20 protein-coding genes, 2 tRNA genes and 1 rRNA gene are annotated in these 24369 nt (G+C 41.5%); 13 read left to right on the plus strand and 10 right to left on the minus strand.

The features are described from left to right. Window positions 1–84 precede the first annotated feature (84 nt). Genes gap through pfkA form a run of 3 tightly spaced genes read right to left on the minus strand, consistent with a single transcriptional unit; the run spans window position 85 to window position 2922 of the window. Complete coding sequence (gene gap / locus ABIN91_RS14270) at window positions 85–1080, minus strand: type I glyceraldehyde-3-phosphate dehydrogenase (RefSeq protein ID WP_348051868.1); 996 nt, start codon at window positions 1078–1080, stop codon at window positions 85–87. 8 nt (window positions 1081–1088) lie between these two features. After that, complete coding sequence (locus tag ABIN91_RS14275; protein ID WP_348051869.1) at window positions 1089–1937, minus strand: hypothetical protein; 849 nt, start codon at window positions 1935–1937, stop codon at window positions 1089–1091. 4 nt (window positions 1938–1941) lie between these two features. Then, window positions 1942–2922 carry a 6-phosphofructokinase gene (gene pfkA / locus ABIN91_RS14280; RefSeq protein WP_348051870.1) on the minus strand — a complete coding sequence of 327 codons (981 nt, stop codon included), beginning with the start codon at window positions 2920–2922 and terminating at the stop codon, window positions 1942–1944. A 125-nt stretch (window positions 2923–3047) separates the two neighbouring features. On the opposite strand from pfkA, the gene ABIN91_RS14285 reads away from it, so the two are divergent. Further along, complete coding sequence (locus tag ABIN91_RS14285; protein ID WP_348051871.1) at window positions 3048–3743, plus strand: NUDIX domain-containing protein; 696 nt, start codon at window positions 3048–3050, stop codon at window positions 3741–3743. An 81-nt stretch (window positions 3744–3824) separates the two neighbouring features. On the opposite strand, the gene ABIN91_RS14290 is transcribed toward ABIN91_RS14285, so the two are convergent. From ABIN91_RS14290 to ABIN91_RS14300, 3 genes are all read right to left on the minus strand, one after another. Then, complete coding sequence (locus ABIN91_RS14290) at window positions 3825–4679, minus strand: N-acetylglucosamine kinase (RefSeq protein WP_348051873.1); 855 nt, start codon at window positions 4677–4679, stop codon at window positions 3825–3827. 963 nt (window positions 4680–5642) lie between these two features. Next, window positions 5643–8363, minus strand: a complete 2721-nt coding sequence (gene ligD / locus ABIN91_RS14295; RefSeq protein WP_348051875.1) for a DNA ligase D — start codon at window positions 8361–8363, stop codon at window positions 5643–5645. Window positions 8364–8373: 10 nt separating this feature from the next. Next, the gene (locus ABIN91_RS14300) at window positions 8374–8547 is read right to left on the minus strand and encodes a DUF3606 domain-containing protein (RefSeq protein WP_348051877.1); all 174 of its coding nucleotides are present in this window, start codon (window positions 8545–8547) and stop codon (window positions 8374–8376) included. Window positions 8548–8689: 142 nt separating this feature from the next. Here ABIN91_RS14300 and ABIN91_RS14305 point away from each other — a divergent pair, with 142 nt between their 5' ends. The 3 genes from ABIN91_RS14305 (at window position 8690) to ABIN91_RS14315 (ending at window position 11094) form a co-directional block, all read left to right on the plus strand. Then, window positions 8690–8854: a hypothetical protein gene (locus ABIN91_RS14305; protein ID WP_348051880.1), complete on the plus strand. Its 165-nt coding sequence runs from the start codon at window positions 8690–8692 to the stop codon at window positions 8852–8854. Window positions 8855–8857: 3 nt separating this feature from the next. Further along, a complete protein-coding gene (locus ABIN91_RS14310) occupies window positions 8858–9340 on the plus strand; it encodes a hypothetical protein (RefSeq protein WP_348051882.1) in 483 nt (160 codons plus the stop codon). A 71-nt stretch (window positions 9341–9411) separates the two neighbouring features. After that, window positions 9412–11094, plus strand: coding sequence for a beta-xylosidase (locus tag ABIN91_RS14315; RefSeq protein ID WP_348051883.1), 1683 nt, complete (start codon window positions 9412–9414; stop codon window positions 11092–11094). A 66-nt stretch (window positions 11095–11160) separates the two neighbouring features. Here ABIN91_RS14315 and ABIN91_RS14320 read toward each other — a convergent pair whose 3' ends face one another. Next, complete coding sequence (locus tag ABIN91_RS14320; protein ID WP_348051884.1) at window positions 11161–12231, minus strand: YCF48-related protein; 1071 nt, start codon at window positions 12229–12231, stop codon at window positions 11161–11163. Then, window positions 12228–12653: a DUF2147 domain-containing protein gene (locus ABIN91_RS14325; RefSeq protein ID WP_348051886.1), complete on the minus strand. Its 426-nt coding sequence runs from the start codon at window positions 12651–12653 to the stop codon at window positions 12228–12230. The genes ABIN91_RS14320 and ABIN91_RS14325 overlap by 4 nt, the downstream gene beginning before the upstream one ends. Before the next feature lie 151 nt (window positions 12654–12804). Here ABIN91_RS14325 and ABIN91_RS14330 point away from each other — a divergent pair. From ABIN91_RS14330 to ABIN91_RS14340, 3 genes are all read left to right on the plus strand, one after another. Beyond that, window positions 12805–12888, plus strand: a tRNA-Leu gene (locus tag ABIN91_RS14330). A 106-nt stretch (window positions 12889–12994) separates the two neighbouring features. After that, window positions 12995–13078: transfer RNA gene (locus tag ABIN91_RS14335), tRNA-Leu, on the plus strand. Window positions 13079–13325: 247 nt separating this feature from the next. After that, window positions 13326–14063: a hypothetical protein gene (locus ABIN91_RS14340; protein ID WP_348051888.1), complete on the plus strand. Its 738-nt coding sequence runs from the start codon at window positions 13326–13328 to the stop codon at window positions 14061–14063. A gap of 419 nt (window positions 14064–14482) precedes the next feature. On the opposite strand, the gene ABIN91_RS14345 is transcribed toward ABIN91_RS14340, so the two are convergent. Beyond that, complete coding sequence (locus tag ABIN91_RS14345) at window positions 14483–15382, minus strand: cation diffusion facilitator family transporter (protein WP_348051890.1); 900 nt, start codon at window positions 15380–15382, stop codon at window positions 14483–14485. Window positions 15383–15692: 310 nt separating this feature from the next. Here ABIN91_RS14345 and ABIN91_RS14350 point away from each other — a divergent pair, with 310 nt between their 5' ends. From ABIN91_RS14350 to ABIN91_RS14375, 6 genes are all read left to right on the plus strand, one after another. Beyond that, window positions 15693–15986 carry an antibiotic biosynthesis monooxygenase gene (locus tag ABIN91_RS14350; protein ID WP_348051891.1) on the plus strand — a complete coding sequence of 98 codons (294 nt, stop codon included), beginning with the start codon at window positions 15693–15695 and terminating at the stop codon, window positions 15984–15986. A gap of 42 nt (window positions 15987–16028) precedes the next feature. Further along, complete coding sequence (locus tag ABIN91_RS14355) at window positions 16029–17372, plus strand: APC family permease (RefSeq protein WP_348051893.1); 1344 nt, start codon at window positions 16029–16031, stop codon at window positions 17370–17372. A gap of 64 nt (window positions 17373–17436) precedes the next feature. Then, window positions 17437–19956 carry a glycosyl hydrolase 115 family protein gene (locus ABIN91_RS14360; RefSeq protein ID WP_348051895.1) on the plus strand — a complete coding sequence of 840 codons (2520 nt, stop codon included), beginning with the start codon at window positions 17437–17439 and terminating at the stop codon, window positions 19954–19956. 90 nt (window positions 19957–20046) lie between these two features. Further along, entirely contained in the window at window positions 20047–20592 is a 546-nt protein-coding gene (gene msrA / locus ABIN91_RS14365; RefSeq protein ID WP_348051896.1) for a peptide-methionine (S)-S-oxide reductase MsrA, read from the plus strand. 81 nt (window positions 20593–20673) lie between these two features. Further along, the gene (locus ABIN91_RS14370; protein ID WP_348051898.1) at window positions 20674–23118 is read left to right on the plus strand and encodes a bifunctional YncE family protein/alkaline phosphatase family protein; all 2445 of its coding nucleotides are present in this window, start codon (window positions 20674–20676) and stop codon (window positions 23116–23118) included. A gap of 90 nt (window positions 23119–23208) precedes the next feature. Next, a complete protein-coding gene (locus ABIN91_RS14375; RefSeq protein ID WP_348051900.1) occupies window positions 23209–24081 on the plus strand; it encodes an aldose 1-epimerase family protein in 873 nt (290 codons plus the stop codon). 168 nt (window positions 24082–24249) lie between these two features. Here the strand turns inward: ABIN91_RS14375 and rrf are convergent. Next, window positions 24250–24361, minus strand: a 5S ribosomal RNA gene (gene rrf / locus ABIN91_RS14380). Window positions 24362–24369: the final 8 nt, after the last annotated feature.

The following is a 24369-nucleotide window of genomic DNA, read 5'->3' on the forward strand; positions in this document are numbered from 1 at the left end:
ATGTGTTATTGGATCAATAAATAAACCCATAAAACAGCAAAGCCGGCTATCAACCGGCTTTGCAATATGAATATGGGTAGCTAATTAAAGCTTACCAACTTCCTGAACCATGTCGATCAGTTTGTTTGAGTAACCCCACTCGTTATCGTACCATGATACTACTTTTACAAAGTTATCATTCAACGCGATACCAGCTTTGGCGTCAAAGATTGAAGTACGTGCATCACCTTTAAAATCTTCGGATACTACATCATCTTCGGTATAACCTAAAATGCCTTTCAATTCGCCTTCAGAAGCATCTTTCATGGCTTGTTTAATCTGCTCGTAAGTAGCCGCTTTTTTCAAACGTACAGTTAAATCAACTACAGAAACATCGGCAACCGGAACACGGAACGACATACCTGTTAATTTACCTTTTAACTCAGGGATAACCAAGGTTACCGCTTTAGCAGCTCCTGTTGATGATGGGATGATATTTTGGTAAGCACCGCGGCCACCTCTCCAGTCTTTAGCCGATGGGCTATCTACTGTTTTTTGAGTTGCAGTTACAGCGTGAATTGTGCTCATTAAGCCTTCTTCTATACCAAAAGCATCGTTCAATACCTTAGCAATTGGGGCCAAGCAGTTAGTTGTACATGAAGCATTTGATACGATGGTATCGGTAGCTTTTAATAATTTATGGTTAACGCCCATTACAAATGTAGGGGTGTCATCTTTAGCTGGCGCGCTTAATACTACTTTTTTAGCACCTGCGTCGATGTGTTTTTGTGCGGTATCTTTAGACAAGAACAAGCCTGTTGATTCGATAATTACTTCGGCGCCAACTTCGCCCCATTTTAAGTTTGCAGGATCTTTTTCTGCAGTAACACGGATTGTTTTACCGTTAACAACTAAATGGCCGCCTTCTACAGCGATGGTACCTTTGAACTGACCGTGAGTTGAATCGTATTTCAACATGTAAGCCATATAATCCGGCTCAACCAAATCGTTGATACCTACTACTTCAATATCGGCTCTTTCAATGGCTGCTCTAAAAGCTAAACGACCAATACGGCCAAATCCGTTAATTCCTATTTTCATGATTTTTTCTAATTTTTATTTGAATAGTATTTTAATAAGTTATTGATAGGTTCTTTTATAATGTTACTGATGTTAATGTTAAGCTCTGATGCTGTTTCGATCAAGTTATCCTGAAAGGCTGCCGAAATTGTACCCAGAAAATATACCGGGGTATTCGGGTTATCTTTTAGCAAGGGATTAACGTAAGTAGTGATGAACTTTTTGAAACCGGTTTTAATGGTATTTTTGATATAAACCTCGTCCATGTTTTCCGTAAAAAATTCGGTGAACGATGTGAGGAATAAAGCCGGATACGGGTTACGATACACTTTCTCTAATATCTGTTTCCTATCGTAATCATAACGTTTGGTAAACTTTTTTGTTATGTTATCGGGCAGGGTTTCGTTCATGTAATCCTTCAAAAGCATGCGGCCAAGCCAGTTTGCCGAGCCTTCATCGGCCAATACATAGCCTAAACCGTAATTATTTGATTTTATCTTTTTACCGTCATAAAAAGCGGCATTACTGCCACTGCCTAAAATGCAAACTATGCCTTTTTTTTCTTTACAGGTGGCTATTGCCGCGCCCAATACATCGTGTTCAACAAATACCTTGGCATTTTTGAAAAAGGCGGATAGCCCGTCGGTCACAATTTTTTGCCTTGCGGGAGATGATGCACCAGCGGTAAAGAAGTAGATCTTTTTGATCTCTTCGGCGTGATGGATCAGATTAATGTTTTTATTGAGTAACTGGAGGATGAATTTCTCGTCGTTAAGGTAAGGGTTAATACCCTGGGTTTTAAAAGTAGCAACGGTTTTATCCTTAATGGCGAGGCGCCAATCAGCAAAATTTGAACCGCTATATACTACTGCTATCATTTAATTATATTGATAATACTTTCATCATTTGCATCAAATCGTCTTCCAGTTTAAACTCATGGTTGGTTAGCGCTTCTTCCAGATCAGTTAAAACGATTGAATTCCCTCTGAGGCCAACCATTTTGCGGCTCTCTCCTCTTAGCAGCGCGTTAACTGCTGCAAAGCCCATCCGGCTACCTAATATGCGATCAAAAGCGCTCGGGCTTCCCCCACGTTGCAGGTGGCCTAATATAGTAACTTTAGTATGATATGATTTAATTCTGTCTTTAACAATTTTGGCGATATCGTAAGCGCCGCCATGCTTATCTCCCTCTGCCACAATCACAATGCTTGATGATTTGTTGGGTGAACCTTCCAGATCACGGATCAGATCATCCAAAGCAGTTTCGGTTTCGGGCAACATAATAGCTTCGGCACCACCAGCTATACCGGCGCGTAAAGCTATGCAGCCGGAATCGCGACCCATCACTTCCACAAAAAACAAACGGTCGTGCGAATCGGCGGTATCGCGTATTTTATCCAAAGCTTCGATAACGGTATTGGTAGCGGTATCAAAACCTAAAGTATAATCAGATCCATAAAGGTCGTTATCAATGGTTCCGGGTACACCTATTACGGCAATATCCGGATAGTTTTTTGAGAAACGGAGAGCACCGGTAAAAGTACCATCGCCACCTATGCAAACCAAGGCGTCAATTTCCTGGTCTTTTAGGTTTTTATAAGCTAGGGCCTGGCCTTCCTCGGTTTTAAAAGGCATGCAACGCGCGGTTTTCAATATGGTGCCGCCAAGGTGAAGTGTATTACTTACCGAGCGCCTGTCCATATCAAACATATCGTTATCAATAAGGCCCTGGTAACCTTTCATTACGCCCACAGCTTGCTTACCATTGAAAATTGCTGTACGTACCACTGCACGGATGCAAGGGTTCATTCCGGGAGCATCCCCTCCGGAAGTTAAGACAGCTATTTTTCTAATATTCTGCATGAGTGGCATAGGTTATTAAGGAGACGCGAATATACTGTGTATTTTTTACACTAACTAAATTATTTTTTTATTTTTTTTAATGGAATAAGCTCTATATTTATCCTTAATTATAAACTATAGATCATTTGGAACCACTGTTACCTAAGTTTGATTCGGCATTTTCTATTGATTGCGTGATTTTTGGATTTGAAGCCGGCGAGCTGAAAGTTTTATTAATTGAACGTAACGAAGATCCGTTTAAGGATTGGTGGGCGCTACCCGGCAACCTGGTTGAAGCGGACGAAAGCATAGAGGACGCAGCTACCCGTATTTTATACGAACTTACCGGCTTACGTGATATGCATATGGAACAGTTTCATACGTTTGGCGCGGTAAAAAGACACCCTTTAGGCCGGGTTATTACGGTTGCTTATTATGCCCTGATTAGGATAATTGGACAAAAAGAGGTTAAGCCGGTTACTAAATATGCCAAGAACGCGGCATGGCGCTCGGTAAATGATTTACCTAAGCTGGCTTATGACCATAGTGAGATTTTTGAAACCAGCATTCAAAAACTGCGACGCAGGCTGGCTTATCAGCCCATAGCATTTGAATTATTGCCAGAGAAATTTACCCTTACCCAGTTACAATTGCTTTACGAAGCGATATTGAATAAGAAGTTGGACAAGCGTAACTTCCGTAAAAAGATGTTGAGCTATGGCTTTTTGAAGGAACTGGATGAGAAGCAGAAAGGTGTATCATACCGGGCTGCCAAGCTGTATAAGTTTGACAGACGCAAATATTTTAAGATATTCCAGAACGATTTGACACCGGATAATTAGTAAGAAGGCGGAAAGTAGGAATTTAGATCACATAAAAAAAGCGATAAGTTAACTTATCGCTTTTTTTATGTGGCGTATATTTTACTTGAAAGAAACTTCCATGTGGTATTTCACCAGGTTATCTATTGGTGAACGGATGATGTTACCCATCGTCATCCCGTTTTCTTTTACAACTTCTTCGAGCACATTGCGGAAGTTGTAGCCAACCGAACCGATACAGTTAAAGGTATATTTTTGATAATCGGGATAATGCGTTACCAGGTTGCGGAAAAAATCATTGAACGAGCTTTTTACCAGGTTACGTGAGTATTCTATATTAACCGTGTTATCGTAAACAAACTTACTAAAGCCCGCACAAAAGCGATTAGCCAAAGGCTTAGTGTAAACTATATCAATCACTTCATCTGGCGTAAGCTTGTAGGTTTCCCAAAACAATTCGCGAACAGCTTCGGGCATGTAACCGCGAACATAATCGCCCAGTAGTTTTTTGCCAATGTAGCAACCGCTGCCTTCATCGCCTAAAATATAAGCTAACGAATCTATATTATGGGTGATCTCTTTTCCGTTATATAAACAGGTATTGGTACCTGTACCTAATATGGCTGCAAAGCCTTCGTTAGTACCTAATACAGCACGCGCGGCAGCCAGCAGATCATGCCCTATATTAACTTTGGCATTGGTGAAAACGGCCTGCATGGCACCTTGCACAATTTTCTTTTTATCATCAACAGAGCAACCTGCACCGTAGTAATTAACCTCGGTAATTTTATCAATCTGTAAATCGGTTGGTAAACCTTCCTTTAACGAGTTAATGATATAAGCTTCGCTAACGAAGTATGGGTTATACCCTTCGGTATTAAAATAAATCTTTTTTTGTTCATCGGTGACCAGGCACCAGTTTGTTTTAGTTGAGCCACCGTCGGCAATGATGATCATATGATTTTACAGTTTAATATTGGCCTTAAAAGTATGCTTTTACAAAGTGTAAAAGAAACACTTAGGTGATTTATTTTAACATGAAATTATCATTATTTTATTAGATGGTATCGCACCAAATACTTAACTGGCTAACTTATTGATTATCAAATAATAAGTTAAAAAATGTTAATTATACATTTATTAATTAAAAAGAAAGTATAATTTGCTACTCAACATAAATATTGTGTTGCTTATTTGGTTTACCCATTTAAAACCCACCTTAAAAATCTTCGTTTGCGAGTAAAAGTGTAAACCGAATGTCACAAAGCTGCTACATAGCAGTAATTAAAAAATTAACTTATTCGTAACAATTAGATGCCTTTAATGCAAAAGGCAGTTACAACATTTAAATCAGTTAAAACTTTGCTTAATAATTAACATTCTTAATGATATTTTCACATTTCAAAAAAATGACTGCAATTGCTTATTGTGTTCCGGGCTATAAACTAAATTACTTTTCTGTCGTTTATGCTGTATATAAACACTAATAAGGGAGGGAGAACTGATGGTAGAGTTAATCATAATACTAGTAGCAGTTAACATTTGTTTTGGCATTTATCGTGCCGATGAACGAAAACATTTTCGCTACTAAATAGCACGGTACGTGAGTAACTCATGTACCTTTTTAGTTTGTGGCAGTTTGTAAAGTATCCGTCATGCCAAAAGACAGGATTATTTGTGAGGCTTTGGCAGTTGGTTGTAAGCCGAAAAGTAAATGTATCTTTTATCCTTGTCTATACCCAAAAAGCTTGTGTTGGCTATGGTATGCCCCCTTTGAGCCGGAGGCTCTCATTTCAAGGTAAACAGACTCAGGCACATCCCAATATTCGTAAACACTTCCCGAAAGGAACACAAACCGAAGTACGGAAGATACCTTGTTATACTCAAAGCTGGATACTACAGTTGAGGGCATTTTACAAATCAGATATCAAATATACTTTTGGCTTTGTTGATGGTTGTTTCCAGATCAATACCTTTACCCAATACACCTTTAAACAAGTCGCCTTCGGTTTTAAGCCTGTCTATCGAGTTGAAGATGGTGAAATGTTTCATGGTGAGGCCCGGTTTTACCTCGTCCCAATGGAGCGGCATAGATACGGTTGCACCCACTTTGGGGCGTAATGAGTATGGGCCGGCTATGGTTGCACCGGGGCGGTTCTGTAAAAAATCGAGGTACATTTTGCCTTTGCGGTTAGCCACCATTCGCTCAAGGCTGGTATAATCCGGAAGTTGCTTGTGTACAATATTGACGATGATACGGGCGAACATTTGCGACTGATCATAATCATACCTGGCGCCAAGCGGGATATAAATGTGCATACCAGTTGAACCTGATGTTTTGCAGTACGATGTTACGCCGATGGCATCTAACACTTTTTTAACTTCAAGCGCGGCTTCTATCACCTGATCAAAGGTGTTTTTGTCGGGATCAAGATCGATCACACAATAATCCGGATTATCTGGTGATTGAACACGGCTGAACCAGGGATTCATTTCAATACAACCCAGGGATGCCATCCATAGCAGCACCGCTTCGTCGCTTCCTACTAAATACTCTTTATGCTCACCATCGCTGGTAGTGTATGGAAATGTTTTGGTGATCCAATCGGGCGCTTTTCCCTTAACATCCTTTTGATAAAAACTCGGACCATGAATACCTCCCGGAAAACGATTGAGCGACATGGGGCGATCTTTCAGATAGGGCAAAATGTATTCGGCCACCTGGTAATAGTAATTGAACATATCGCGTTTGGTAACGCCATCTTCGGGCCAGTAAATTTTACTGAGGTTGGTAAATTTAAGATCGTGACCGCAAATCTTTTTAACCTGTGTTTCTTCTTTGGGGTTGAGCAAGGTTTTGCGTTCCTTTTCTTTCGGTGGCTTAATTGCGGCTGTATGTTTATCGGGCTTTTGCTCCGGTTTGTCCTCTACAATATCTTCGGTTTGTAATTCAGTTTCCCGTACCACGTCTTTAGCCTTTTTATCAATACGCATACCCTGGAATGAGGGGTGGCGGAATACGCCATCGCTGGTTACCTCGCTAAAGGCAACCTCGCAAACCAGTTCGGGTTTTAGCCATGTGGCTTTCGCTTTGGGCGGATTAGGCCGGAAACGCGATGGCTTATTCACATCGGGAACGGTATTGAAAGGGCTTTTATCGGTAATTAATGGCTTGAATTGCGCCATCATTTCTTTTTGTACCTTATCATTAAAACCGGTGCCAACTTTACCAACGTATTGAAGCGTACCATCTTCATAAACCCCTAATAACAAGGAGCTAAATTGTTTTGGGGTATCTTCGTTTTTGGTAAAACCTGCTATAATTACTTCCTGCCGTTTGTTCACTTTAATTTTGAGCCATTCTTTGGAACGCAGATCGGGCGAGTAGGTACTTCTTGCCTTTTTGGCGATGATACCCTCTAAACCCATCCGTTCCGCGGCGGCGAAAAATTCGGTACCGCTGGCATTGAATACCTGGCTTACGCGGATGTTATCATTATCTGCCGGAAGTATTTCTTTGAGGATAGCCTGGCGTTGGATGAGCGGCAGGTCCATCAGGTTTTTGCCATCGTACCAAAGTAAATCGAATATATAATATACCAATTCGCCATCGGCCTCGCTGCGCCAGTTTTGCAGATCGCCAAAATTGGACACGCCTTTATCGTTCAGCACCAGTATCTCGCCATCAACTACGGCGTTGATCTCCCATTGTTGAAGCGCTTTGTGAATGGGGTAAAACTTATCGTTAAAGCCCTTATTGTTTCGGGATAGCAGTTCAACCTCGCCTTTATTGATAAAGCCGAGGGCACGGTAACCATCCCACTTTACTTCGTAAACCCAATCAGGGTCGTCAAAGGGCTCATCAACTAAGATGGCCAGCATGGGTTTGATACCTTTTGGAAAAGCTGATTTTTTTGCTTTTTTCAGCAAAGCATCTACGTCAATGTTTTCCTGCTTTTCTTCCTGCTCTTCTACCTCATCTCCTAATTCAGGGAGTTTTTTTTTACTGCCTTTCTTTGGTTTTTCTACATCCTCTTCGTGACCGTGCTGCCAAACCTTTTCGCTGGTTTTTTCCATTGTTGCGATGGTTTTACCAGAAAGTACGGATTTGTCTTTTTTGGTAATATCCGTTTTAGATGCAAAATCGTCTTTATGTTTAATGAGCAGCCAGCCGTTTTCGCCCATGCCGTGGGTTTTAACTAAAGCGTACTCCCCTTCCAGTTTTTCGCCATGGAGCTTTATTTTTAACGAGCCTGCTTTAAGTTGTTGCAGCAGGTGTTTTTCCTGGGCCTTTTTACCTTTGATCTCTTCAATGGGTTCGTAGGTTCCTTCGTCCCAAACTATTACTGTTCCGCCACCGTATTCACCTTCGGGAATGATACCTTCAAAATTCCGGTAATCGAACGGGTGATCTTCAACCATCATGGCCAGGCGCTTGGTTTGCGGATCTGTTGATGGGCCCTTGGGTACTGCCCAGCTTTTTAATACGCCCTCCATTTCGAGCCTGAAATCGTAATGCAGCCGTGATGCATCGTGCTTTTGTATCACGAACATGAGTTTGTCTTTATCCTTACTCCTGCCAGCTTTAGGTTCGGCGGTTTTGGTAAAATCGCGCTTCTCTACATATTTTTCCAGGCTCATGGCGGTATGTTTATCTGTTCAGGTACTTTTTAATATCTTCTATAGATGTTCCTACATGCTCAACGGCATCTTTTAATACTTCAATATTGGTATGCAACTCTTTGGTCCAGTGTTCAACTTCGTAATATTCGTGGATGTTGATGTTATCGTTATCAATACTTCCGGTTTGTGTAACGTTATTCATATTATTCAATAGTTTTAATTAATAGTAAACATTGAATGATGGGGAAAGGTTTTAATGGGGAATAATTAGACATGGATGAGTAAACATTGATATTGTGATGGTTTATGTATATTTGTATGTGTAGCGATCAAGACATTGCCATATGAAAACGACAAAAAGCACTTTTGATGAAGCTGAATTAGAACTTTTAAAAGAAGGTTTAAAACGAACTTATAAAGAACGCTTTGAGATGGCTACCCGATTATATAAGATACAGCAAACTATGAATAAGGCCTCTGTTGTTCATAAACCGTTTATTGCCAAATAAGCTGTGGATATTTTTGATGAGGAAATATTAAATTTTTGGAAAGCACTGCATGAGCATCAGGTGCAGTATATTTTAGTTGGTGGCTATGCTATTAACTTACATGGCTATCAGCGCTTCACTGGTGATTTGGATATATGGCTTAAGGATACGTTACAGAATAGACAAAAATTACGGCAATGCTTTATTAGCTGTGGTATAGGCGATTATCCAATGGTTGAAACCATGCAGTTTATACCGGGCTGGACAGACTTTCATTTAACGAATAACCTTAGATTAGATATATTGATAGACATGAAAGGGCTTGAAGGTTACAGCTTTGATGAATGCTTATCTATGGCATCTGTTGCGGATATTGATGGTATTAATATTCCATTTTTACATATTAACCAACTTATTGAAAATAAAAAAGTGGTCAATCGGGCTAAAGATCAGATTGATGTTTTAGCTCTTGAGCAGATACGCAAATTAAGAGATAAGTCCGAGTAAATCTGGCAAACATCCAAAAGCAAAGATTTACTATCTTAGCCTATAATTGTAAACCTAACAATTAATAAACCATGACCAGATATATCCGCTTTTATTTGCTGATACTTGTTGCAGCGCTTAATGTTACCGCTTTTGCCCAGCGCAAAGAGGTAGTGCCCATTAATGTTCAGGTTGACCTGAATAAACCTATTGCCCCCATGAAACCAATATGGGCATGGTTTGGTTATGATGAGCCCAATTTTACCTACATGAAGGATGGTAAAAAGCTGTTGAGCGAAATATCAGCTTTAAGCCCCGTTCCGGTTTATGTTAGGGCGCATAATTTGTTAACCAGTGGCGATGGTAAGGCGGCTTTAAAATGGGGATCGACCAATATTTATACCGAGGATGCTAAGGGGAACCCTATTTACAATTACCACATTGTGGATAGTATATTTGATACCTACGTAAAGCGCGGCATGAAACCGCTGGCGCAGATAGGCTTTATGCCAGAGGCCTTGTCAACTCACCCTGAACCCTATCGCCATTACTGGAAACCGGGGATGGAATACAAAGTTATTGAAACCGGCTGGGCCTACCCGCCGAAGGATTATAAAAAATGGGATGAGCTTTGCTACCAATGGGTAAAACATTGTGTTGCCCGGTACGGAAAAAAGGAGGTTGAAAGCTGGTATTGGGAAGTTTGGAACGAACCCAACGGCGCTTACTGGAAAGGTACCGAGGCCGAATTTTTTAAACTGTATGATTACGCCGTTGATGGTGTAAAACGCGCCTTACCCACCGCCCGTATTGGTGGTTGCAATGTTACCGGCGGCGCTACCAAATGGTTAAGAGATTTTATTAATCATTGTTTGAAGGATACCAATTATGTTACAGGTAAAGTGGGCACCCCCATGGATGCGATATTGTTCCATGCCAAAGGGTCGCCGAAAGTGGTGAATGGTGTGGTTACAATGGGTATCAGGAACCAGTTGAGTAATATTGACGGGCATTTTAAAGTGATCCGTTCGTTCCCGGAGTTAAAGAATGTGCCTATTATTATCGGAGAATCTGACCCGGAGGGTTGCGCTGCCTGTGGCATGAGCACCAATCCGGAGAATGCTTATCGCAATGGTACTATGTATTCGAGCTATACGGCGGCGTCGTTCGCGCGGAAGTATGAACTGATGGATAATTATGGTTTAAATTTAATAGGCGCGGTATCATGGTCGTTTGAGTTTGAAGACCAGCCCTGGTTCGCGGGCTTTAGAGATCTGGCTACCAATGGGGTTGATAAGCCTGTGTTGAACGTTTTCCGGATGTTTGGGATGATGAAAGGGAACCGTGTTGAAGCTAAAAGCCAAAGAATGTATACGCTTAAAAGTGTGCTTGATTCGGGCATCAGAAAAACTACTGATGTTGGTGTGCTGGCATCAAGGGATAAAAGCTCGGCAGCGGTGATGTTGTGGAACTATCACGACGAGGATAAACAGAATGCAGGCGAAACAATAGTAGTGAACATTAGCGGCATACCATCGCATACGCTTAAAGTTACCCAATATAGAATTGATAACGAACATAGTAATAGCTACGAGGTATGGAAAAAAATGGGATCGCCACAAAACCCTACTGCCGCGCAGATAGGTCAATTAGAAAAGGCAGGTATGCTGGAGACGGTTAATGGCAATCAAAAGTTGGAAATACCTAAAAAAGATGCTGTTATCCGTTTGATTTTGCCAAGGCAGGGAGTTGCTTTGTTGAAGTTGAATTGGTGATAGGTAATAAGTTTGGTATTGTGACAATGCTTACGCTATCAATTATAACGTTACCTCCGCTGGCAATTATATCTTGATATAAGGGATGAGGTATTCTTTTGGCGGAGTGTAGGTACCTATGCGGCCATTATTACCTACCATTAATACCAGTTTGCCACTTTTGGCTTTGCTGCAAACGTTAAAGCTATTGGCATCAATTTTGGCCCAGGTGGTGCCGCCATCTTTAGAATACCAGGTGCCCGATGTGCCGGTTGAGAGATATTTACTGCCGCTGATGTACTCGACACAGGATTGGAAACCTGGTGTTGTTTTGGAGATCTTCCAGGTTTTGCCTGCGTTATCAGACCAACAGGCGGTTGAATCGGTGCGCTGATCGTGCGTGTAATCGCCGCCTACCACTACCCAGTGCTTACCATCGGCAGCTACCGAGAACGCGCCCGCACTTGATATGCCGTGCGTAACAGGCAAGGCTTGCTGCACCCATTTTTTATCGGTGGAGAGGGCGAATATTAAATTAGAGTAGCTGCCGCCCGATACCATCATTAATTGGTTATTGTTCAATAACCCGCTTTTGTTAATGATGAAGCATGTACCGCTTGCGGCAAAGGCGGCTTCGCCGGAACGGCCTGTGGGTGTTTTGGTAATATCGCGCTGTTTCCAGGTTGTGCCCATATCAAAGGTTTCGAAGATAACAAAGTGCCCGTTGATCGGGTCGCCCATGACGCAGCCGTATTTGCTTTTAAAATCCATGGCATCAAAAAAAACGGAAGTATCGCGGTTATGGTATTTTAACTGCCAGGACAAACCACCATCTATTGTTTTGAGGATAAGCGCCGGGGTGCCGGAACTCATAATAACGGCTTCTTTAGCCGAAAAGGCTTCAATGTCTCTAAAATCCGAAGTTTCAAAACCTTTAACCTGCTGCCAGTTCCACGTTCGGCCACCATCTTTGGTGCTGGCCACGTGGCCCTTGCTGCCACTAACCCAAGCTATTTTATCGCTTACAACGGATAGCCCCCTCAGGCTGGTTGCCCTGCCCTGCTGTAGTACTGTAACTTTTTGTGCCAATGCGGTATTGATCCCCGTAAAGGAGATCAATACAACAATGCATAATAACTTTATAAGTGTTTTTATCATTTAACTTTTGTCCACACTTCGGTGCGCCCGAATAAAGATATGCCTATATAACCGCGTATCTTTAGAGTATTGCCCCCAATGGTCATTTTACAGCTATATGTTTTCCCGCTTTTTGGGTCGTATATAGTTCCATCGGTGTATTTATCGCCATCAAAGGTAAAATTCTTTAATAGTTCCAAATTTAAAACCGGGCGTGTTTTTTGTGCCGGGTCGGGATTATTCTCGTCTACTTTTGGTTTACCGTTCTTATCCGGAAACTTGATCCAACCTAATTTACCAAAATATTTATCCCCTTTTTTATAAATATAAATATGATCCTCTCCGGATGCGTTGGCCCATTTACCTATAATAGCATCGCCGGCTTGTGCCATTGCACTTACAGATACTGCTACAAACAGCATCATCAATATTAACTTTTTCATAGCTTATTGGTTTTATTAATTGGTAAAACTAAATTACTCGTTATGTACAGCAATAGCAAACTTTAGCAAGTTTATATTTATTTGAACACAAGCATTAAAAAATTATATTTGCAGCCCGATATAAGGCCGAAAGCTAAATATTGGTTGTAATGCCCGGATGGCGAAATTGGTAAACGTTGCGGTCTCAGAAGCCGTTGAGAATTGTCTCTTGAGAGTTCGAGTCTCTCTTCGGGCACGCTGTTAGTTCATTGGTTGATTTGTTTATTGGTTGATTAGTCTTATCGCTTGCGAATAAACACCAATCAACTAATGAACCAACCAACTAATTGACCGAGTGAAAAGCCCAGGTGGCGAAATTGGTAGACGCACCATCTTGAGGGGGTGGCACTCGTAAGGGTGTGGCAGTTCGAATCTGCTCCTGGGCACAATCTCAAATTACTTTTTTATATTTATTGGGCGTTGCCTTCGGCCGCGCTATCCCAGCCAGCCAGCCGGCAGGCGGTCGTTACAGGCCCGCATTCACCGATAGCTCACTCCGGACTTTCCACTACTACCGCTAACGCAAGCTAACGACTCCTGAGCGTTCGAGTCTCTCTTCGGGCACATCTTTGGTACTTATCAGGAAACTTGCACGGTTTTTGCAATTGGTTAATTGTATTTAAACTATATAACATGAAAACAATGAATTTTATTAAAGTACCTGCCATAGTATTACTTTTTGCAATGGGCGCATGTTCTAAAACAAACAATGATACTACAGCATCCATATCTACCGATGACGCGGCTACTATAATGGCCAATTCCATGTCGTCAAACTCGGGTGGTATGGTCAGTGTATCAGCGGATGTTACGCTTAACGCGCAACTTACCTTTAACGCCAATCCGGGTTGTGGTGGCACTAAAACCTATAGCTTCAGCCGTCAAAATCCACAAGGATCATCGGTTACTTACAGCTATGCATTTAATTATACCTACACGCTTAACTGTGTTAATAACATACCCGATAATGTTAGCAGCACAGCGAATAGTACAGGATCATTCGACGGGCCGAACCTGAGCAGCAACGACTCGGGTACTTCTACCTTTACCGTGGGCGGACTCGCGCCAAACACTATTGCCTATACCCTTAGCGGCGAGTATAAACGTGCCGGTAGCTTTACGCAAAAAACGGGCAATATGAATAAAGGCAGTAGTAATGTTGATATTATTTTAAGCAGCCTTACTATACCTAAAACCGGGGGTACTATTGCATCAGGCAATGCTGCCTTTACTTTAAGCGGCTCCAGTGATAAGGGCGCGTTCAATTTTAACGGTACTATTGCCTTTACCGGTAATAACCAGGCCAGCGTAGTAATAAACGGAACGGCCTATGTGGTTAACCTTTTAACTGGCAGCACCGCAAAATCATAATTATTGACCGATTAAAAATAAGAAGGGTTCCGTTTGGGGCCTTTCTTATTTTTAATTTAGACTGCCGCTTTATACTGAGTATTTGGGATCTCTTCTCAATGAGCACACAATATTTCTTTTAAATTTCAGCAATTTTTCGTACCTTGTAGGTAATGAGAGGTAAACCTCATTAAGCTTGAAGCTAAAAGCCGGAAGCTTTTAAAACATCACATTTACCTACGGGTATTTTGTTATTTCGATTGCTTAAATGATTATAGTTATTAAGCTTTATTTGATTGCGAGTTTGATAATCTGGATTTAGAAACCACTTGAAAATCCTCCATAAATCCCCCCCGGTTAGGTAAGATGATTGCGAAAATGATAATAAAATATGTACCCGGAGATTTCATAGGTTGTTTTAAAATCCCCCTTAATCCCCCCTAAGCGGCTACCGGTTCAATCACGATCTGCTTGATACGGGGGAATTGCTTTTGGATGGTTTTGGTGATGCGCTGGATAGCATCGGTTATTTGATGAGTGGTAAGATCGTTGGCGAAGATTGCGTTGATCTGTAAAAGGATCTCTTCGGGCGCGAGGTATATAGAGCGGTGTTTTTTTACCCTGATAATATCGGGATCACTCTCTACCAAAGCCATTACCGTACGCATATGTTTACGGCTTGGCGTTTCGCCCATGAGCAGGCTTTTGCTTTCACGAACGAGTACCATCGAGATCAATATCATCATCACTCCAATAAGCATGGAGGCTATGCCATCATAGTGTGGGTTATTGAATTGGTGACCGAGAAATACGCCCACAAAGGCTATCAATAATCCGAGTACATCGCCAACATCGCCCAGCAGGGCAATAAAGGTTGAGGGATCTTTACTTTTATTAATTGCTTCCCAAAAGGGCATATCGCCACGTTGTTTGTTGAATGCTTTGAGCGCGCTGTTGAGTGCTATGGCAGTAAAGACAAAGGAAGTGGACAATACGATATAATTCCAACCGGGATGATCAATAGCTTCGGGATGCTGAAAATGCTGTAGGCCCTGGTAAAAGGAGATGCAACCGCCCAGTATAAAAATAACGAGCGATACCATGAACGACCAGAAGTACAGCTCGCGACCGTAGCCAAATGGCCTTTCAGCATCGGCCTGCTTACGGCTTGAACGAACGCCCCAAATCAGCATGAGTTGGCTGCCGGCATCAATTACGGAGTGAATACCTTCGGCCCGCATAGATGAACTACCTGTAAAAGCCGCGGCTGTAAACTTTGAAATAGCAATAAGGATATCGGCAATTAATGAAATGTAAAGGAAGCCTTTAGATGATTGCATGCCGGTATAACATAGTAATTGGACTTTTGATTTAAGAGTTCTTAATTTCGGATATCCGTTTTTCGATTTCGGATTTTATTCTAATGGTAATCTAAAGAAGAAGGTTGAGCCTATTTACACGGTAAAAGCGATCAAAGGGTTTATCGAGCTGGTTTTTTTTCGATGCCGATGCCAAAATCCTGTATGGATATGGTTACCTGGCCGCCTCGCGGTTGCGAGGTGATGATCACGTTATAGGCACGCATATAATAAACAAAACACCAGGATGATTGTATAAACGTATGTAAGCCAAATACCAAACACAGTAACCATGAAAAACTTAGGATTGTTAGTTACGCTTGAAGCAAAACCGGGTAAGGAAGCAGAAGTTGAAGCCTTTTTAAAAAGCGCCTTACCCTTAGCTCAAAATGAACCTGGTACCCTAACCTGGTATGTGTTTAAAATTAACGCCAACACTTTTGGTATTTATGATACGTTTGGCAACGAACAAGACCGTCAAACACATTTAAGCGGGCCAATTGCCGAAGCTTTGATGGCTAAAGCTGCTGAATTACTGGCCAAGCCACTACTTATACAGTCAATTGATGTACTGGCTTCTAAGTAAAGCTATTGCCTGATGATGGCTTTATTAGTATTTTAGGCCAATATGCCATCTGCCCAACCATCACTTAAAAAACTTAAACTGATACCGCTTGCGGCGGTTATATTTTTTACAGTATCGGGCGGCCCCTATGGTTTAGAGCCCTTGCTGGGTTATGCGGGTAAAAACGGGGCATTGGTATTGTTGCTCATTACACCTATATTATGGGATATTCCGGCGATACTTACCGTGTTTGAATTAAACAGTATGATGCCTGTTAACGGCGGCTATTACCAATGGGTTAAACGTGCGCTGGGTATGCGTATGGCTTTTTACGAAGGCTGGCTTACCTGGCTATATACCTTTGTTGATCTGGCTATCTATCCTGTTTTGTTTATTACCTATGCGGCCTATTTTTTTCCGGAGGCGGAAACTTATAAGGTACCTATCTGCCTGTTCATCATCTGGTCGTCGGCGTTGGTTAATATATTGGGTATTGTGCCGGTGGGTAAGGTATCGGCTGTGCTGAGTTCGATGGTTATTGTGCCGTTTGCGGCGTTGGCCATTGCTGGTTTTATGCAACATGCGGGGCCTTACGAGGTTCCGGCTTTGTCGCTTAAGGGTATTGGCTTTTCGTCTGTTGGTATGGGGTTGTATGTTGTGATGTGGAACTTTTTGGGTTGGGATAATGCCACAACCTACGCCGGTGAGGTAAGTAATCCTATTAAAAGCTACCTAAAGGCTACCTTAATCACCTTTGTTGCTGTTATAGCGGTATACTTTTTCACGGTGCTAACGGCCATACAATCGGGTATGAGTTTGGATGCTATTACTGATAAAGGCTTCCCGTTTTTGGGTTTGTATATTGGAGGTAACTGGTTGGGTTGCCTGCTATCGGCAGGTGGCATGGCTTGCGTACTTGGGTTGTATTCGGCGGTGCTGCTATCGGTTTCGCGCGTGCCTAAAGTGATGGCTGATGATGGCTTGATGCCTAAAAAGTTAGAGGCTTTGCATCCTAAATATAATTCGCCGTATGTGAGTATCCTGGTATGCTCGGTGGTGGTAAGTATGATGATCATCCTATCGTTTAAAGAGCTATTGATTATGGATGTGACCTTGTATGGGGCAGGTTTGGCTTTGGAGTTTATCAGTTTGATCGTACTAAGAATCAAAGCCCCAAATGCGCACCGGCCGTTTAAGATACCTTTAAATGTGTTTGGCTTGTTTGTGATGGTAATGTTCCCGATGGGTGTGTTTGGCGTTGCGGTTGCAGGCGCGGTATTGCAATCCGAAGAAACTTTGAAGCCGCTACTGTATGCTTTAGGTATTATGATATCCGCTGAGGTGCTGTGGCAGATCATCATCTGGCGGAAGCCTGAACTGAAAAAGGCAGCACATAACGATGTTTAACAGATAGTGCATGATGGGCAGTATTTTGCAATACCCTATATTTAACCTACCAAATTATACCCGAATGTTATTTCTCAAAAAGGCCATTTCTTGTGTTTTATTAGTTGGTGCTGCGTTACAAGGCATCGCGCAAAGCAAAATAACGGTAAGCAATACAGGCTCGGCTGGTGCGTTCCCGTTGATTAGGGGAAAGCAAACCACTACTATATATACCGATATTAACGATGCCGAGGTAGTGCAGATAGCGGCTAATTGTTTCCGTAAGGATGTGCAGATGGTTACAGGCATATTGCCTGTTATTCAAACTTCGGCACCAGCAATTGCTTACCCGGTTATTGCGGGCACTATCGGGCAATCTAAAATTATAGATCAGCTGATCCGCGATAAGAAAGTTAATGCCGATGCTGTGAAGGGTAAGTGGGAAACGTTCAACATTTCGGTAGTGAATAACCCTTTACCTAATGTTAAACAGGCTTTGGTAATTTTCGGTAGCGACCGCCGTGGTACCGCTTTTGGCTTTTTTGAGCTTTCGCGGATGATGGGTGTATCGCCCTTAAACTGGTGGGCGGATGTTACACCCAAGCATCATGACGAGATCTACATTACTCCGGGAAATAGCATTATCGGGCCACCGTCGGTAAAATTCAGGGGAATATTTATTAACGATGAAGATTGGGGCATGCAACCCTGGGCCGCTAAAAACATGGATAAAGACATTAAGGATATTGGCCCCAATACCTATGCCCGCATTTTTGAATTGCTGCTTCGCCTAAAGGCCAACTATATTTGGCCGGCCATGCACCCATGTACTAAAGCCTTTTGGTATTACAAAGAAAACCCGATAGTAGCCGATAAATACGCTATTGTATTAGGCGCCAGCCATTGCGAACCCATTTTGCGGGATAACGTATTTGAGTGGGCCGATAATTACGAGAACGAATTTGGCCAAAAACCGGGAGAATGGCGCTATGATGTGAACAAGGCACAGATCTATAATTTTTGGGATGTGCGTGCCAAGGCATCGGCAAAGATAGATGCGGTTTATACGGTTGGGATGCGTGGCATTCATGATGGCAGTATGCCAGGCCCTAAATCAAAGCCTGAGAAAGTTAAGCTTTTGGAAACTGTGATAGCCGATCAAAGAGAACTGTTATCTAAAAACATTGCTAAACCGGCCGATAATATTCCTCAATTATTTTGCCCTTATAAGGAGGTTTTAGATCTGTACCAGATGAATATGAAACTACCCGAAGATATCACCATTGTTTGGGCGGATGATAATCATGGTTATGTGAGGCAGGTATCTGATGCAAGCGAGCAGAAACGTAGTGGCGGCAGTGGGGTTTATTACCATTTATCGTACTGGGGTGCACCTAAGGATTATTTGTGGTTAGAATCAAACTCTCCTTCGCTGATATCGTACGAGATGAGCAAGGCTTATCAATTTGGCGCAGATAAAATCTGGATATTTAATGTAGGCGATTTAAAACCTGCTGAGATGGAAACACAATTCAGTATGGATTTAGCCTGGGATATTAAGAGCTGGACTCCCGAAAAGGCTTACGATTACCCTAAAGCCTGGGCCACTGAAACCTTTGGCGCTGAGTATGCGGATGCCATTGCTCATATTAAACATGAGTATTACCATTTAGCCAATGCTGCTAAACCTGAGCATATGGATGCCGTACAGTTTACTGAAGCAGAAATGAACCAACGATTGACTGATTATCAGAAGCTGAGGAAAGAAGCGGAAGATTTAAAGATTAAGATACCTGCTGCTTTGCAGGATGCTTATTTTGAACTCATACTGTATCCGGTTAGCGGGGCTTGTTTAATGAATGAGAAGATATTATATGCAAAAAAGAGTTTAAAAATGGTAAATAATACTTTTTCAAGTGCGTCATTACCATACTCACAAAAGGCAACCAATGCATTCAATGAAATTGGAAGCTTAACAAAGCAGTACAACGAGGTTATTGCAGGCGGAAAATGGAATGGCATTATGAGCGATCATCCACGTGACCAAAAAGCATTTAAGAGGCCATTTCTTCCAACGGATCAAACAGTGACACCCGAAAAATCAAAAGACCAACTGGCTGCAATAGCGTTGCCTTTACCACCAAAGTTCACCATAACCGCCGATCAGTATGTGGCTAAACATGAAGTTGCAGGTACTAATATTGAAACCATACAAGGTTTAGGCATTAATGGTAAAGCAGTTACTGTAATGCCAATAGTGCAAAAAAGCTATATGGATAACATTAAAGCTTCTCCTTACCTGGATTACAAAGTTGATTTAAGCGATGGTAATAATAGTATCACTGTAAAGTGCTTACCAACATTCAGGTTGTATAGAGGCTTTGGCTTGCATTATGCCATATCGGTTAATGGTGATGAACCGCAGGTAATTAATGTAGACTCGCCGGCTGATAGTAAAGTTTGGGGTGCTAACGTATTGCGTGGCTACTCTGTTGGGCAAACTACACACCAGGGTAGTAAAAACGGTGAGGGTAAGGTTAGGATCTATTTACTGGATCCGAGTTTGGTTTTGAGCCAGATTGAGGTAAGTCCCCTAGCACCTTAAAGAGGAACTCTGACAAAGCAGATGCTTGGCTTTTGATTACAATAGGGTAACATTATTCAATCAAAATGAGATTATCTTTGTAGATAGATTATGAATATTCAAAAGGCAACATTCGGTAATGGTTGTTTCTGGTGTACAGAAGCCATATTTCAAAGTATAAAAGGCGTTCAAAAAGTGGAGTCGGGATATATGGGTGGCGATAAGCCCAACCCTACTTATATAGAGGTGTGCAATGGTGATACCGGTTATGCCGAAGTGATCCATATCGAATTTGATGCCGATATAACATCGTACGAAGAATTACTGGTTATATTTTTCAAAACTCATAACCCAACAACGTTAAACCGCCAGGGGAATGATGTGGGTACGCAATACCGCTCGGCAATATTCTATTATTCGGAAGAGCAAAAGGATCAGGCGCAAGCCTTAATTCAGAAACTAACTGAAGAGAACGTTTTTGATAAACCCATTGTAACCGAAATTACCCCGGCAAGCGAGTTTTATGTAGCTGAAGGATATCATCAAAACTATTATCAAGGCAATAAAATGAAGCCTTATTGTATGTTTGTTATCCAACCTAAAATGAACAAGTTTGCCAAAGAGTTTGGCGAAAAAATGAAAGAAGAATACCTTTAATACCAACTTAGATTAAGTTTTTGTTAAGTGTGTGGATGCTGAACAGGATTTGCCTATTTTTGATAAGCATTACACTGACTCATGAAACTAAACAAGTTATCTACCCTCATTTTAGCGATATTAATATCCCACTTTACATTTGCCCAGTTACCGGGTAAAATAGCGCATACAGAGCAAGTATTGTTGCCAAACGGATGGAAATTAAGCCCGGCTGGGCGCAATTCTATTCCATTAGGCGATCTGCCTTTAAATATGCAGTTATCTGCAAGTGGCAAACTATTGGCTGTTAATAATAATGGCCAAAGCGTACAGAGCGTGCAGTTGATCGATCCTAAAAGTGAAACCTTGCTTGATACAAAGATTGTAGGTAAATCATGGTATGGTTTAGCCTTTAGTGGTGATGAAAAAAAGCTGTATGTATCAGGAGGTAATGATAACTGGATATTAGTCCTCAATATCAATGGTACCAAGTTTGGTTCGGCCGATACCATTAAATTAGGCTTACCTTGGCCAAAGGGGAAAATTTGCCCTACAGGAATAGCCGTTGACCATAAAAGCGAAAAGCTATACACTGTAACGAAAGAAAATAACACACTGTATGTTATCGATCTTAAAAGCAAAAGCATCCTGAAAGAATTAAAGCTGAATGCTGAGGCTTACAGCTGCATTTTTTCGCCCGATGAAAAAAAACTCTATATTTCTATATGGGGCAGCGATAAGGTAGTTATTTACGATATAGAAAAAGGCGAATTAAGTGGCAGCGTCACTACAGAAAACCATCCTAACGAAATACTGCTGAATAAAAAAGGCACTCATTTATTTGTAGCTAATGCCAATGATAATTCGGTTTCGGTTATTAGTACCACTACAAATAAGGTGATCGAAACCTTTTCCACTACATTATACCCAACTAAACTTACCGGCTCAACAACTAATGGCCTGGCCTTATCTGCAGATGAAAAAACACTATATATAGCCAATGCAGATAACAATTGCCTTGCCGTTTTTGATGTAAGCACAATTGGCAGTAGCCATAGTTTAGGCTTTATTCCGGTTGGTTGGTACCCAACTGGTGTTAAAACTTTAGGTAATAAAATACTGGTAGCTAATGGCAAAGGGTATACTTCTATGGCTAACCCCAAAGGTCCACAGCCTCTGATAAGGGATAATAGTGGTTATCAGAAAGGATCAACTCCTAAAAAAGATTCACAATATATTGCTGGGTTATTTTGGGGGCAGCTATCCATTATTGATGAGCCCAAGCCCGAACTTTTAAAAACTTATACCAAACAGGTTTATGCCAATACGCCGTTTACCGATAAAAAAGAATTAAAAGCCGATGGATTAATTGGTAACCCTATCCCAACAAAAGCAGGTCAAAAATCTCCCATAAAACACGTTTTTTATATCATTAAAGAGAACCGCACTTACGACCAGGTTTTAGGCGATGTACCTCAAGGCAATGGCGACACTACGTTATGTATATTCGGCAAAAAAGTAACGCCTAACCTGCATAGTATTGCCAGCCAGTTTGTTTTGATGGATAATTTTTACGTAGATGCCGAAGTTAGCGCCGATGGGCATAATTGGAGTACTGCAGCTTACGCCAATGATTTTGTTGAAAAAACCTGGCCAACAAGCTACGGAGGACGTGGCGGTACATATGATTTTGAAGGCACCCGAAAAATTGCCTATCCTAAAAATGGTTTTATTTGGGATTACTGCAAACGCGCTGGAATTAGCTACCGCACATATGGCGAGTTTGCTGACTATGGTAAAACCAGTTTAAAATCATTAAAAGGACATGTGTGTGTACAGGCACCAGGTTTTAATCTGGATATTCCAGATCAGGTTCGGGAGCAGGTTTGGGAGCATGATTTTGATTCGTTGCTGACTAAGAATGCAGTACCACAATTTAATACATTACGCATTTCTAACGATCATACCAGCGGACAAAAGAAGGGCAAAATAGCCCCCGACGCCGCTGTAGCTGATAATGACCTGGCAGTGGGCAAAATGATAGAACATTTATCGAAGAGCCCTATATGGAAAGAATCGGTTGTATTTGTGTTGGAAGATGATGCACAGAATGGCCCAGACCATATTGATGCGCACCGTTCCCCTGTTTTTGTGGCTGGCGGCTATGTAAAGCGCAATGCCGTTATTCATCAAATGTACTCCACTTCCGGTGTGTTGCGAACGATTGAACTGATATTGGGCTTACCGCCGATGAGCCAATATGATGCAGCAGCTATACCTCTTTACGATTGCTTTAATAACACACCAGATTTAACACCATTCGTTTCTAAACCAAATATTGTTGATTTAGAAAAACGCAATGTGGCTGTTAATGAAAGCAGCAAACGATCTGAGCAGTTTAATTTTGCTAAAGAAGATGCCATACCTGATCTGGATTTGAACGAGGTAATATGGAAATATGTTAAGGGTGAAAACTCTGTGATGCCCTCTCCAAAGCGCAGCGCATTTGTTTTATTGGAGAAAAAGAAAAAGGACGATGATGATTAATTGTAGCTTGCGGATGATTTATATATAAAAAGAAAACTTTTTTGCCTTTGCAGAATTGTATCTTTACTAAGTAAACCATCCGTAACTATTATGACTACTATTGAGAATAAGTATTTTAAAGTGAGCATTAGGCCACAAGGCGCCGAGCTAACTTCTATCTACAACAAAACCGATAAAACAGAACATCTGTGGCAAGCTGATCCGGAAATATGGCCTTGGCATGCGCCTAACCTGTTTCCGGTAGTTGGTGGCACAGTGAATAATCAATTAAATATTGATGGTGTATCCTATCCTATTGCAAGGCATGGTTTTACACGTACTTCTACCTTCCAATTGATTGAAGCGAGCGATAAACATGCTAAATTTTCTTTACCCTTCAGCGAAAAAACTTTAGAGGTTTATCCATACAAGTTTGAATTCCAGATTATTTATACTTTGATTGAGAATGCTTTACGTGTATGCTATAAGGTTATTAACCACGATAAAAAAACGATCTACTTTTCGGTAGGCGGTCATCCCGCTTTTAATGTGCCATTCTTTCCCGGAGAGAAATATGAAGATTATTACCTGGAGTTTGAGCAGGATGAAAAATTAGAAACGCATACGATATCACCAGATGGTAACCTTTCGGGGAGAACTGAACCAGTGGTATTAAACAAGAAAAAGCTCAGATTAACTAAAGAACTTTTCGCGAATGATGCTTTAGTATTTAAAAATATCAAATCGCGCGAGATCACAATTAAGAGTGATAAGCATGATAAATCATTAACAGTTCAATATCCTCACTTCAATCATATGGGTATTTGGGCAAAAAGTGGCGCCGATTTTGTATGTATTGAGCCTTGGTTAGGATATTCTGATACAGAAGGTATTGTTACTGATATTAAACAAAAGGAAGCCATTCAGCATGTAGATCACGGGCATGTTTTTGAAGCTGAGTTTTTCATCACAACCAGTTATTAATAACCTTTACAAACGAGAAAGAGCCTGCTTAATATTTAAGCAGGCTCTTTCTCGTTTGTATCATCTTCATAGTTTCCTACGAACTCCTTTCAAAATAAGAGTACCACTCTTATAAAAACTCTTTATAAACAAAGAAAGCCCATAACTTTCGTTACGGGCTTCTTTAAGATTGGGCACCGACCTACTCTCCCACGTTTTACCGCAGTACCATCGGCTCTGGCGGGCTTGACTTCTCTGTTCGGAATGGGAAGAGGTAGACACCGCCGATATAGGCACCTGAATGATTTT

This window comes from Mucilaginibacter sp. (genome assembly GCF_039921305.1).
Classification (GTDB): Bacteria; Bacteroidota; Bacteroidia; order Sphingobacteriales; family Sphingobacteriaceae; genus Mucilaginibacter.